Raw genomic sequence first — 12,854 nt, 5'->3', positions numbered from 1 at the left:
CTAAGCTAATTAAATTTTTGATTTCTCTTAATTCTTTTGATTAAAATTTCTCCACTTGAGTTATTCGTCCACTCACTTTTTATTCTATATACTATATCATTAACTGGAGAATATACTATCTCACCGTTATTATCTACAATATATACAAATCCGTTTCTTGTAGGTTTAGCATGTTCTATTACGCTTTTAATAATATCTAGTTTCATGTCTATGAGAATTACGTCAATACATTTACCTGTTTTCTTATCAATTATAGCTTTTGACATTGATACCACATCATCAGCACTATATTGAAAAACATTACTAATATTCCTACCTATCGGTTTACTAAAAAGATGCATAGTCTTTGAATTTTTTGATGCCTCCACGTACCATTTTTCTTTTACAAGAGGATCTCTTGAAATTCTGCCCATAACATCACTTATAAATGTGTCATCTTGTTTAACTATCATTATCCCCGCTATCTCTGGATGAAATGTAGTGAAACTACTTATGGCTTTTAATGATTCATCCAAGCCGCCGTTCTCAATATTTTGTTTAATTACACTATTTCTATTTGTGTTATCTAAAAACTTTAGAATTCTTGGGTCTTCAGATAAATAATTAATTATATTTTCTGTATCCTTCATATATAAATCTATATTATTACTTATTTGACTTACCATCTGGTTAATATTTTCATTTTGTTGTTTAGTAATTGAATTTTTATATAACAAGTTCCCTAAAATTGAAATTGTTATTATTGGTATTAAAATAACTAAGGAGAAATAAAAAGACAGTTTATATTTTATACTTCTATTAAAGAAAATTTCTACAAATTTCTTCATCTTCCCCCTCCTATTAGTTTCATTACCATCATAACCAAAAATTACAATTTGTACAATGCAAAAGAAGTATCTAAAAATATTTTAAATACTTCCTTTGGTATTAATTATATCTAAGCTTTCAACGCTATTGCTACTTTCTTTTTCTTTTCGTTACTTATTACAATTACCCTTTGAAGAACAATAAAGACAAATAACAGTAATCCAACTACAATTTTTGTCCACCATGAATTCAATGTTCCATCGAACATGATTAAACTTTGAATAATTCCAGTAGTTAGCACACCGAACATTGGACCTATTGGGTATCCAGATCCTCCTGTTAATAATATGCCCCCTATTACGCAAGCCGCTATTGCATCCATTTCAGTCCCATTACAATGTAGCCCATAACCTGAAAGCGTATATATTGTAAATAACAATCCTCCTAATGAAGAACAAAATCCAGATAGTGTGTATACCAAAATTTTAGTTTTTGCAACTGGAAGTCCCATAAGTATTGCAGAATTTTCACTTCCACCAATCGCATAAACAGTCCTACCAAACTTTGTATAATTAAGTATATATACTGCCGCTGCTACTATAAATAAACTTATCACTACATTAATGGAGATAAAAGTTCCCGGTATAACAGGTATTCTAAAACCAGCAATCTTTGTAAAAACTGGATTAGTTATAGTATCTATACTGATAATGTAGCTTGAACCTCTAGCGAAAAACATACCTGCTAATGTTACAATCCAAGGATGAAGTTTAAATTTTTGAATTAAATATCCTTGAACTGTACCAAAAATAATACCTATTACCAAAACAAAAATCATAACAATAAATGGGTTCACACCTTTTCTTAGTAGGTCCGCACAAATCATACTTGTGAAAGCAATCATAGCACCCACAGAAAGATCAATGCCACCTGTGAGTATTGCAAATGTTTCTCCAATGGATATAACAATTAAATACGCATTATCAATAAACAAATTTGCTAATACCTGTGATGAGAAAAAACCGTCATATAACACCGAACCAGTTAAAAACATAATTACGAATAGACCTACCGTAGCATAAATAGAAATAAACGCAGGGTTTAACTTAAAGTTTTCTTTTCTAAGTTTAACTTGTTTCATATACTTTCCACCTTCTTTGCTTTCATATTACTTTTATTATGAAACAATCTTCCGTTAAACATTTTTCTAAACTCTGTAGTTTGAATTAATCACACCACAATTACTACAACAGCCTTTACAACTAATGTAATTTCTGGTGGTACCCCCATACTGTAGATTGTTGTTGTTAACGTTTGGATAAATAAAGCCCCTATAACAGTTCCACCTATATAAAATCTTCCCCCTGCCATCGATGTTCCTCCAATAACCGTTGCAAGAATAGCATCCAATTCAAGCCACAACCCTGCATTGTTTGCATCTGCACATTTTATATTTGAACATATAATAATTCCAGCAATTCCAGACAAAATACCACAAATTACGTACAGAGAAAAAATCACTCTTTTAGAATTAATGCCTGCAAATTTACTGGCACTGTTATTTACTCCTATAGATTCAACAAATAATCCAAGAGCAGTCTTTCGCATTAAATAAAACACAATTCCTACAACTAAAACCGCTATATATACTGCAAAAGGTATAACCCAATAACCGGTACCTATAAAAATAAAAGTTTTATTTGTAAATGTTAATATTTGTCCACCTGTTATTAACTGTGCAATACCCCTACCCACTATATACAAAATCAAAGTAGCAACCATAGGTTGCACTCCTATATACGCTACTAGCATCCCATTCCACATACCGCAAATAAGTCCAGCAAATATACCTGCAAGTATGGCAAGAGGCACATTACCACTAATAACAATAATAGATGCTGAAACAGAAGCACTAATTGCAATAATAGATCCTACCGAAATATCTATCCATTGCGTCGCAATTACAATGGTCATTCCAATGGATATGAGCATAAGTGGAGCTGCATGATTAATTATGTCAATTAAATTCCCATATAAATGACCATCCCTAATATTAATGCTTACAAATCCAGGTCTAATTATAAAATTCAAAAATATTAATGCAATTAAAGATGCTACTGGCCAAAAGATTTGCATTGCATAAAACTTTTTAAATATATCTTTAATTTTGTGCATTATTTTACCCTCTCCCTGCAATTGCTTGCATAATATTTTCTTCTTGTATTTCTTCCCCAATTAGTTCTTTAATGATTTTTCTATCTCTGAGCACAAGTACTCTATCACAACTTCTTACTATTTCCTGAAGTTCTGAAGAAATAAATAAAATAGTTACCCCATCACTCGCGAGCTTAGCTACAAGCTTTTCAATTTCATATTTTGCACCTACATCGATTCCTCTTGTAGGTTCATCCAAAATCAAAAGTTCTGGATTTGTAGCAAGCCACCTTGCTAATATTACTTTTTGCTGGTTTCCACCACTTAAATTATCAATTCTTTGTTCCATACTAGGTGTTTTAATAGACAGTAAATCTATATACTTTTTAGCTATTTCCTGTTGCTTTTTCATTGACAAATATTTAATTATCCCACGTTTAGACTGGATAGCTAGTATTATGTTCTCCCTAATAGTTAACTGCCCTACAATGCCTTCTATTTTTCTGTCTTCAGGGCAAAATCCAAAACCTTGTAAAATTGCTTTTTTAGGATAAATATAAGAGTATTTTTTACTTTTAATCTCAATGGTTCCATGATCTGATTTATCTATACCAAAAATTAGCCTTGCAATTTCGCTTCTCCCTGATCCTAGAAGACCAGCTAGTCCAAGCACTTCTCCTTTTCTAATATCTATATCAAAGGGTTCAATTGTACCTTTTTTTCCAAATTGATGTGTTTCAATTAATTTCTCTCCATTAAGTTTTCTAGTAGTATTTTTAAAAATGTTATTTAACTTTTCTACTTCACCGATATCTTTTCCAATCATTTTAGAAATCAACTCAATACGAGTAAGATTTTTAGCCTCATAAGTTCCAACAAATTCTCCATTTCTAAGTATTGTAATTCTATCTGAAATTTCATAAACTTGATCCAGAAAATGAGTTACAAATAAAATTGACATCCCTTCTGATTTCAATTTTCTCATTACAACAAACAATTGTTTTGCTTCATTTGAGTCTAAACTTGATGTTGGTTCATCTAATATTAATATACCCCTTAAAATATCCACTGCACGTGCAATTGCAACCATTTGTTGTATAGCAACAGAATAAGTAGATAATATTTTTTTGACATCAATTTTTAAATTCAATCTTTCCTCTAATAGCTTGGTAGCATTTTCATTCATCTTATTCCAATCAATACTTTTATTCTTCATAGGTTCACGACCAATATAAATGTTTTCAGCAACTGTGAGATTGTAACACAAATTCACTTCTTGATACACTGTACTTATGCCCTGTTCTTGTGCATCCCTGGTAGACGAAATAGAAATTTCTTTTCCATTTAATATTATTTTTCCTTCATCTATTTTATACACACCAGTAAGTACTTTTATTAGTGTTGACTTCCCTGCTCCATTTTCCCCCATAAGAGTATGGATTTCACCTTTTGCAAGTTCAAAATTTACAGATGCTAAAGCTTTTACACCAGGAAATGATTTACATATGTTTTCCATTTTTAAAACAACATTCTTATCTTCCATCCTTTTTACCCCCTTTGAAATGGATATAGAAAATTTTTTTTATAATATAAGAGTAGGATACGGTATAACCTTCCTACTCTTATATTATAATTTACAAATTAATATTTTCTATTTGGTAACTCTTTAGCAGCTTGAGCTGCGATGAATACGCCTTCTTTAGATTTAACCCATCGTTCTATTGGTTTACCTGCTAAAACTAATTTTGCAGTCTCTAATAATTGTGGTCCAAGTAGCGGATTACACTCAACAGTTGCATTTGCTTTTCCATCTACCATAGCTTGGAAGTATTCTTTAATACCATCTGATGCTAATATAAATATATCTTTTCCAGGTTTCTTTCCAGCTTCTTCAATTGCCTGAATTGCTCCGATAGCCATATCATCATTATGTGAATATAGAACATTGATATTATTTCCATCTAATTTCATGAAAGCTTCCATAACTTCTTTACCCTTTGCACGTGTGAAATCACCAGTTTGTGATTTTATAATTTTGTAATTCGGGTAAGCTGCAATACCTTCCCTAAACCCTTTTGCACGTCCAACCATAGCACTTGATCCTACAGTTCCTTGGATTTCAGCTATATTTAATTTCGTATCTTTCCCAAACTTATCCACTAATACTTTTGCCGCTTTTTTTCCTTCTGCTTCCATGTCAGATCCTAAGAATCCAGCATATAGAGATTCATCTGAAACCTTTACACCTCTATCTACTATAATTACTGGTATCTTTGCATCTTTTGCTTCTTTTAATACTGTATCCCAACCATTTTCAACAACTGGGTCTAAAGCAATAATATCAACTTTTTGTGCTATAAAAGATCTAATAGCTTTTATTTGATTTTCTTGTTTTTGTTGTCCATCTGAGAATTTTAATTCAAATGTTGGATCTAAAGTTGGAATTGTTTTTATTGAAGCTGTTTCTGCTGTTCTCCAACCACTTTCCGCACCAACCTGAGAAAATCCAATAACTTTTTTCTTCGAAGCATCAGTTGACGTCGCTTTCGCGCCATCAGTAGTAGTCTTTGTACCACATCCAACAAACATCGAAGTAACTAGAATGGCTGCAGAAAAAAATGCAATAATCTTTTTGCTTTTCATTAATAAATCCCCCTCGAAAATTATTATTGTATCGTTTACATTTATTATATATCTACTTATCGTTACTGTATTTATACTAATCAGCTATTATTTACACTATTGGGAACAAAAAAATATAACTCTGCATTTGCAGAGCTATATTTTAATATTTTCTATTATTAAATTCTTTTGCTGAATTTATTTTTGTAAAGATATCCTCAGCATTTACTATTTTTAATGGAACTTTATCGCCTTCCATTACTTGTCGCGCAGTTTTCATTAATTGAGGGCCAAGTAGTGGGTTACATTCTACAGTGCTGTACATGTCTTCTTCCTTTATAGAAATTAGTGCTTGCCTAGTGGCATCTATCCCAATAACAATAATATCTTTTCCTGAAACAAGTCCAGCATCTTTTATAGCCCCAATAGCACCCAGTGCCATATCATCATTCTGAGCAAATACTACATTGATTTTTTTGTTTTTAGTTGCAAGAAAATTTTTCATTACTTTCTTTCCCTCATCAAAATTAAAATTTCCAGTACTCGCTGCTATTATCTTATAATTATGATGTTCTTTAATTATTTCATTAAATCAAGCATCTCTTTCAATTTCAGGGGCTGATCCTAGGTTACCTTTGATTTCAAATATATTTACTTCTTTCTCTTTAAAATGTTCTAATATTAATCTTGCAGCACGTCGTCCTTCCTCCACAAAATCTGATCCAATGTTGCAGGTCCAAAGTGATTCATCCGAATCTACACTTCTATCACATAAAATAACTGGAATACCTGCATTTTTTGCCTCGATCAAAACATCATCCCAGCCAGATTTAACAAAAGGTGAAAAGGCAATTATATCTACCTTCTTTTTTATTAACTCCCTAATTAATCGTTTTTGATCTTCCTGCGTATACCGTTCTTCTCTAAAATCCAAACTAATACCAGCATCCTTGGCTACGCTTTTAATTGATTTAGCATCTGCCTCTCTCCATTTACTCTCTGACATTAATTGAGCATATCCTAATACTAATTGTTTATTATATACTAATTTTATTGATTTATTATTTAAATATTCATCTACATTTGACTTCATAATTTTATCACTTTTAAGTAGAATTTTTTTTGGTATATCGCTCCCTTTATTTAATATATCCATTGCATAATCTACAGCTTCATCGCCTCCAGTTTTGCAGGTAAAAGTTCCATTTATCATTCCCTTAGAAACTAAATCTAACCCTCCGTTTTCTCCACTAAGACCATCCAACCCAATAATCTTTATATTCTTAAGCCCGAGTTTATAAACAGCCTTATATGCTCCTAAAGCCATATAGTCATTATGCGCGAATATAACATTTATACTCTTATCCTCTTTAAGTGCCTCTGTAACTTTATCTTCTGCTTCGTCTCTTTGCCAATTGCTTACAATAGTTTTGGATATTACAATGTTATCATGTTTTTTAAGAACTTCTCTAAAGCCATTGCTCCTTGCTATAACTGGAGAAGAATCTATTACGCCCTGGACCTCTAGGACCTTTCCTTCACCTTTTCCTACTAAATTTACTACAAGATTTCCTGCTTGAATCCCTATTTTTTCGTTATCTGGCCCAATATATAATGAATAATCATATCCTTCAACAGCCCTATCGAGAACTATTACTGGCATTGATTTATATATTTTACTCACAAGTAGTGTAAGCTCTTTTGAATCGTTTATTGATACAATTAAAAGATCCACACCATCACTTACAAGTTCGTTTATATCTTTTTTTGTTTATCTGTATCTCCACCAGCATCTTTATAAACAATTTTTATATTTTTATATTTCTTTGCCTCATCCATTATTTCATCATTCATAGAAATTCTCCAGGGTTCCGTTAAATTTGCCTGCGACATACCAATTACGAATTCTGCACCTTCTGATTTTTTTATATTAACAGCCTTAATAATTACTATTGATATAGTAATCATTAAAAGAAAAGCAATTGCATAAATCTTATATTTAGGATCATCCATCATACAAATAGACTTCTTTCTCTTCATTCTTGCTTATTTCTTGTATTGCTTTATTTACTGCATCTCTAAGTACTTCCTTTTGAACCGGTTTCAAAAGATAATCGAATGTTTTTAACTTCAGTGCTTCATGCATGTATTCAAATTCATCAAATCCCGTTATAATTATAATAATACAATTATTATCTGTCTCATTTAATTTTTTGATAAGCTCCAAACCATTTAAAAATGGCATGCATATATCTAAAAATATTATATCTGGTTTTAATTTCTCTGTTTGGCTTAAGGCTATTTCACCATCTTCAGCCTCACCCACCACCTCAATATTAAATTCATTCCAATCTAAAGAATTTCTTAAACCTCTCCTAATTCTTGGTTCATCATCGGCAATTAAAAGTTTATACATACTCCTTACCTCCAATAATTTTATAAACTATCTAATATACAATATACTATATACTATTAAATATTAGATGTGCAAATTCTATTTTTAATAGTTATAATTACTTTTATTAAATTGATTTGTGGTATATTATTGTAATGAATAAATTATTTTAAAATGTGTTAATAAACAAAATTCTAATTAAGGTGGTTAAAGCTATGAATGAAACAATAAATTTATTAAAAAATCATAAGTCTATAAGAAAATATAAAGATCAACCTATAGAGCCTGAAAAGTTAAAAACTATTATTGAATGTGCTCAATGTGCCTCAACATCTAGTTTTATTCAAGCATACACAATTATAAATGTAGTTGATAAGCATAATAGAAAAAACATAGCACATCTCGCAGGAGATCAAAGTTATGTAGAGCAGTGCCCTTTGTTTTTAGTTTTCTGTGCTGATCTAAACCGCAGTAAAACATCATGTGAAATTAATGGTAAAACTATGGCTGAGACAAATACTGAAACTTTTATTTTAGCAACTGTTGACGCATCTCTTGCTGCTCAAAATGCTCTAATTACTGCTGAATCTCTAGGTCTAGGTGGAGTTTATATAGGTGGAATTCGAAATAATCCAGAAGATATATGTAAAATTCTAAACATTCCATCTGGTGTATACCCTGTATTTGGAATGTGTATTGGTTATCCTGATGCTAATCCAGATAAAAAAGAAAGATTACCCAAAGATGTAATCTTTAAAACAGATATATATAACATAGATCGTGATGAATCGTTAATGAAGGAATATGATACTCGTATTACTGATTATTATGAGAAAAGGACTAAAGGAAAAAGGGTAGGTACATGGACAAACCAAGTCTCTGATTTAATGGGCAAACCTCAAAGACCACATATGAAAGATTTTTTAGATAAGCAAGGATTTAATCTTAAATAGTCTAAAACATTATGACCTCTAGGCTACTACAAAGTAGCTTACAGGTCATAATTATTCACATATTATATTATACAACTCTATGCAATATCATTTTTATTTACAACACTTAAAACCACACAAATAATCATTAAAACAATAGCAAATACTATAGCACTCATTCCAGCAAAAATTCCAAAAGAATCAGATAACGCTCCAGTTATAATTGGCATTATAATTGCTCCAATGCCACCAATCATAAGAAGTACTCCCATTGACATAGGATAAGCTTTAATGATGTTACCAATGCTTGAAACTGTTGTTGGATATATTCCTGCCATAGAAAACCCGAGTCCCATTATAGCTATGGTAATAATAGTTAAATCTCTAGATGACAACAATAACAAATAAAATAGAACCGTTCCGATGCTTGTTATTAAAAGCAATTTTTTCTTAGAAATCTTATCTCCTATGTAGGCACATGTTAGTCTACCTGCAAGAATAACTACCCATAATAATGAAGCAAGCATTTGTGCATATTTTATAGTCATTATACTTGAATCGATAAAATATTTAACCAACCATCCATTAATAGTCGCTTCCGCACACAAATAAAAAAATAAAATTCCAGCACTAATCCAAAAAAACTTACTTTTTAAAAATTCATATGATATTATTACTTTTTCTTTTTTCTTTGGAGCATCATCAATTTCCATTCTTGAAAAAAGTAAGATAGAAATAATTGCGAGAATAATAATAACTACTGCAGCTATTTTCCAACCAATATCTCCAGCCATACTTGTACATATTATAACTAAAAACGGAGCAATTAATGCACCAACAGCGAACACACTGTGTAAGAAATTTAGAGCTGACGAACTACTGTTTGACACTTCATTTACAACAGTGTTATTAAAATTAGATATACTACCACGACTTAACCCTGTAAATAGAAATCCTAAAATCAATAAAACTGGATTACCTGTTATAATCATAATTAGAAATCCCATAATAACAAAACAACACAAAAACATTATTGACTTTTTTCTACCTAAATAAAGCGGTAGTATACCTGCAATAAACCCAGATATAAGGTTACCTACTTGATGCGCAGAAAGTAATATACCACTCATTGTATTGTTTAATCCATATTCCGTACTGATTATTGGTAAGAACGAACCTAAAATCATACTATATAGACCGTTAACTGCAAAAACAAAAAAGCAGCAGTTTAAAATGTATCTATTTTTTTCATCCAGATTCGAGTAAAACGATTTCTTTTTCATATAATTGAATTCCTCCTGATTTGCATTGATACTAAGTGTCCTATAATATAATATACCCTTTTTCTTAAGTTTGTCCATTACATTCATTAGAGGATCATAAAAAGCATCCCATACATAATCATTTTCAAACAAGTTTGAAAATAAAAATGTGTGGGATTAATATAACATTCAAATTTATTTATTTTATCATACCTGAAGCCAGATATTTCTTTAGATCACTTTTAACCATTAAATAGTAACTAGGCACTGCATATAGCAATATACCCAAATTAAATATCTCAGGTACATATTTACCAAACAAAGCATCTAATCCATCACCAAAGTAGTATGCACCAAGTCCAATTAGAAATAGATTTAGCATATAAAATACTACACTTATATTAATCATTGAAAATCCTCTAACTACGACATAAACAATTAGCGCTGCACTTGCAAGTCCTAATAAACATGAACCTATCAATAAAGCAGTAGACCCTGTGTTTGCGCTAGTTAATATAAATAATGTTACTTCTAGAAGTTCTCTAAAGAATGTTATAGCTGCAAGTATAAATACTCCTTTTTTGCTTAATGAAATAAATTGTCGATTTGCAGTTGTATTAAATGATTTGTTCTTTCTTAAAAGAACTACACTATATAATACAAGTGCAGCTAATATTATCCCTAAAAGACCATCAAATAATTTACCTGTAGAACCGTCTAGTAAAGCAACTTGAGAGAATATTATTGAGCCAACTATAGTTGCAATAAAAGTTCCTAAAGCGCCACCTAGCAATGCACTCTTAGTCATCCCATATAGTTTGTTTTTATTAAAATAAACTATTAGTGGAATAATAACTAAGAAAATTTCTATGCCTTCTCTTAAGCATATTATAAAAGGTGCTAACATTGTTAATCGCCTCCATATCACATTTTATAGACTTGTCTATATCACATAATATGCTACTATAATCATTGTGTTTACAATTTGTTTACATTTTTTTAATAAACCTAATATATACTTTTACATCCATACAATGTTTTACTTATAGTAAATATAAAAAAGACTTTACAAAGGGTTATTTTACTAATATACTTAAGACAAATAATAACTAAATAAATTAAACAAGGGGAGCTCGCACCAAGAGCTGAGAAAGAGATATTATCGCTGACCCTCATAACCTGATTTGGGTAATTCCAACGTAGGGAGTTTATTACAACGTTTTTTTGTTGCAAGCTCTTTATGAGCTTGCTTTTTTTTATATCAAAAATAATATAACTATAAGGGAGACTGTAAAATGATGTATACAACTCAAATGGATGCTGCAAAAAAAGGAATTATAACTAACGAGATGAAGATAGTTGCAAAGAAAGAAAATATACCAGAAGAAGTTTTAAGAGAAAAAATATCAAGAGGGGTAGTCGTAATTCCTGCTAACAGAAATCATAAAATACTAAGTCCTGAGGGCGTTGGTGATGGTTTAAAAACTAAAATCAATGTAAACTTAGGTATCTCAAAAGATTGCTGTGACATTGATGAAGAAATGAAAAAGGTACAATTATCTATAGATATGAAAGCTGAAGCTGTTATGGATTTAAGCTCCTTTGGTAAAACTGAAGAATTTAGAAAAAGGCTTATTTCAGATTCTACTGCTATGATAGGTACCGTTCCAATTTATGACGCCTTGGGTTTTTATGATAAGGAATTACAAGATATTACTTCTAAAGAGTTAATCGATGTTGTAGAAAAACATGCAAAAGATGGAGTTGACTTTGTAACAATACATGCTGGTTTAAACACAGCAACTGCAAATGTATTTAAAAGAAACAAGAGGATAACTCATATTGTATCTCGTGGAGGATCACTCCTATATGCTTGGATGGAATTAAACCATAAAGAAAATCCTTTTTATGAACATTTTGATGAGATATTAGAAATATGTCAAAAATATGACTTAACTTTAAGCCTTGGCGATGCATGTAGACCAGGATGCATTAATGATGCAACTGATGCTTGTCAAATTCATGAATTAATGGTACTTGGTGAATTAACCTTACGAGCTTGGGAAAAAAATGTGCAAGTTATAATAGAGGGTCCAGGTCATATGGCAATAAATGAAATAGAGGCTAATGTATTACTTGCTAAAAAATTATGTCATGGTGCACCTTTTTATATTTTAGGACCACTAGTTACAGATATTGCTCCAGGATATGACCATATTACAAGTGCTATAGGTGGTGCTTTGGCTGCAAGTGTAGGGGCTGATTTTCTTTGTTATGTTACTCCAGCAGAACATCTAAGACTTCCGAATGTTGACGATGTACGCGAAGGTATTATTGCATGCAAAATTGCAGCTCACGCTGGAGATATAGGCAAAAAACTTCCAGGTAGCCGCGACTGGGACAATGAAATGAGTACTGCAAGGCAAGCTCTCAACTGGAAGAGGATGTTTGAACTTGCGATAGATCCAGAAAAAGCCATAAGATATAGAAAAGAATCAATGCCAGAGAATGCTGACAGTTGCACAATGTGCGGTAAAATGTGTTCTGCAAGAACTATGAATAAGATAATGCAAGGAAAAGACCTTAATATATTAAGAGACGATTCATAAAATTTTGTAACTTTATAATAAAATCGAGTAGGAGCTAAATAATTAGTTTATTTAGCGACCTCTCACACCACCG

General features: G+C 31.2%; 11 protein-coding genes, 1 pseudogene and 1 riboswitch. Of the genes and pseudogenes, 2 read left to right on the top strand and 10 right to left on the bottom strand.

Annotated elements, in window-relative coordinates; genetic code table 11:
• Window positions 1-5 precede the first annotated feature (5 nt).
• From Q0649_RS14520 to Q0649_RS14485, 8 genes and pseudogenes are all read right to left on the bottom strand, one after another.
• The gene (locus Q0649_RS14520; RefSeq protein WP_298843503.1) at window positions 6-827 is read right to left on the bottom strand and encodes a cache domain-containing protein; all 822 of its coding nucleotides are present in this window, start codon (window positions 825-827) and stop codon (window positions 6-8) included.
• Between the two features lie 110 nt (window positions 828-937).
• Window positions 938-1,948 carry a galactofuranose ABC transporter, permease protein YjfF gene (yjfF, locus tag Q0649_RS14515; RefSeq protein ID WP_298843501.1) on the bottom strand — a complete coding sequence of 337 codons (1,011 nt, stop codon included), beginning with the start codon at window positions 1,946-1,948 and terminating at the stop codon, window positions 938-940.
• Between the two features lie 89 nt (window positions 1,949-2,037).
• Window positions 2,038-2,982: an ABC transporter permease gene (locus Q0649_RS14510; protein WP_298843499.1), complete on the bottom strand. Its 945-nt coding sequence runs from the start codon at window positions 2,980-2,982 to the stop codon at window positions 2,038-2,040.
• Window positions 2,983-2,986: 4 nt separating this feature from the next.
• Window positions 2,987-4,504: a sugar ABC transporter ATP-binding protein gene (locus tag Q0649_RS14505; protein ID WP_298843497.1), complete on the bottom strand. Its 1,518-nt coding sequence runs from the start codon at window positions 4,502-4,504 to the stop codon at window positions 2,987-2,989.
• A 98-nt stretch (window positions 4,505-4,602) separates the two neighbouring features.
• Window positions 4,603-5,604, bottom strand: a complete 1,002-nt coding sequence (locus Q0649_RS14500) for an ABC transporter substrate-binding protein (protein WP_298843491.1) — start codon at window positions 5,602-5,604, stop codon at window positions 4,603-4,605.
• Between the two features lie 142 nt (window positions 5,605-5,746).
• Window positions 5,747-7,318, bottom strand: a pseudogene (locus Q0649_RS14495) (substrate-binding domain-containing protein).
• Window positions 7,319-7,338: 20 nt separating this feature from the next.
• Window positions 7,339-7,623 (bottom strand): hypothetical protein, encoded by a 285-nt coding sequence (locus Q0649_RS14490; protein WP_298843489.1) that lies wholly within the window; start codon window positions 7,621-7,623, stop codon window positions 7,339-7,341.
• Window positions 7,589-7,999, bottom strand: a complete 411-nt coding sequence (locus Q0649_RS14485) for a response regulator (protein ID WP_298843486.1) — start codon at window positions 7,997-7,999, stop codon at window positions 7,589-7,591. Before Q0649_RS14485 ends, Q0649_RS14490 begins: the two co-directional genes overlap by 35 nt.
• A 194-nt stretch (window positions 8,000-8,193) precedes the next feature.
• On the opposite strand from Q0649_RS14485, the gene nfsA reads away from it, so the two are divergent.
• Window positions 8,194-8,931: an oxygen-insensitive NADPH nitroreductase gene (gene nfsA, locus Q0649_RS14480; RefSeq protein WP_298843484.1), complete on the top strand. Its 738-nt coding sequence runs from the start codon at window positions 8,194-8,196 to the stop codon at window positions 8,929-8,931.
• Window positions 8,932-9,008: 77 nt separating this feature from the next.
• On the opposite strand, the gene Q0649_RS14475 is transcribed toward nfsA, so the two are convergent.
• Window positions 9,009-10,271: a sugar MFS transporter gene (locus Q0649_RS14475; protein ID WP_298843557.1), complete on the bottom strand. Its 1,263-nt coding sequence runs from the start codon at window positions 10,269-10,271 to the stop codon at window positions 9,009-9,011.
• 100 nt (window positions 10,272-10,371) lie between these two features.
• A complete protein-coding gene (locus Q0649_RS14470) occupies window positions 10,372-11,079 on the bottom strand; it encodes an FTR1 family protein (protein ID WP_298843482.1) in 708 nt (235 codons plus the stop codon).
• Between the two features lie 208 nt (window positions 11,080-11,287).
• A riboswitch (TPP riboswitch) is annotated at window positions 11,288-11,394 on the top strand.
• Window positions 11,395-11,467: 73 nt separating this feature from the next.
• On the opposite strand from Q0649_RS14470, the gene thiC reads away from it, so the two are divergent.
• Complete coding sequence (thiC, locus tag Q0649_RS14465) at window positions 11,468-12,781, top strand: phosphomethylpyrimidine synthase ThiC (protein WP_298843479.1); 1,314 nt, start codon at window positions 11,468-11,470, stop codon at window positions 12,779-12,781.
• Window positions 12,782-12,854 lie beyond the last annotated feature (73 nt).

The sequence above is a fragment of the uncultured Clostridium sp. genome (assembly GCF_937920395.1).
In the GTDB taxonomy this organism is placed as follows: domain Bacteria; phylum Bacillota; class Clostridia; order Clostridiales; family Clostridiaceae; genus Clostridium_AD.
This window is presented reverse-complemented; position numbering and strand designations above follow the sequence as displayed.

Bases quoted from the DNA above. Each gene is read 5' to 3' on its own strand.
- Q0649_RS14520 (WP_298843503.1), bottom strand. From the start codon at position 827: ATGAAGAAATTTGTAGAAATTTTCTTTAATAGAAGTATAAAATATAAA.
- yjfF (WP_298843501.1), bottom strand. From the start codon at position 1,948: ATGAAACAAGTTAAACTTAGAAAAGAAAACTTTAAGTTAAACCCTGCG.
- Q0649_RS14510 (WP_298843499.1), bottom strand. From the start codon at position 2,982: ATGCACAAAATTAAAGATATATTTAAAAAGTTTTATGCAATGCAAATC.
- Q0649_RS14505 (WP_298843497.1), bottom strand. From the start codon at position 4,504: ATGGAAGATAAGAATGTTGTTTTAAAAATGGAAAACATATGTAAATCA.
- Q0649_RS14500 (WP_298843491.1), bottom strand. From the start codon at position 5,604: ATGAAAAGCAAAAAGATTATTGCATTTTTTTCTGCAGCCATTCTAGTT.
- Q0649_RS14490 (WP_298843489.1), bottom strand. From the start codon at position 7,623: ATGAAGAGAAAGAAGTCTATTTGTATGATGGATGATCCTAAATATAAG.
- Q0649_RS14485 (WP_298843486.1), bottom strand. From the start codon at position 7,999: ATGTATAAACTTTTAATTGCCGATGATGAACCAAGAATTAGGAGAGGT.
- nfsA (WP_298843484.1), top strand. From the start codon at position 8,194: ATGAATGAAACAATAAATTTATTAAAAAATCATAAGTCTATAAGAAAA.
- Q0649_RS14475 (WP_298843557.1), bottom strand. From the start codon at position 10,271: ATGGACAAACTTAAGAAAAAGGGTATATTATATTATAGGACACTTAGT.
- Q0649_RS14470 (WP_298843482.1), bottom strand. From the start codon at position 11,079: ATGTTAGCACCTTTTATAATATGCTTAAGAGAAGGCATAGAAATTTTC.
- thiC (WP_298843479.1), top strand. From the start codon at position 11,468: ATGATGTATACAACTCAAATGGATGCTGCAAAAAAAGGAATTATAACT.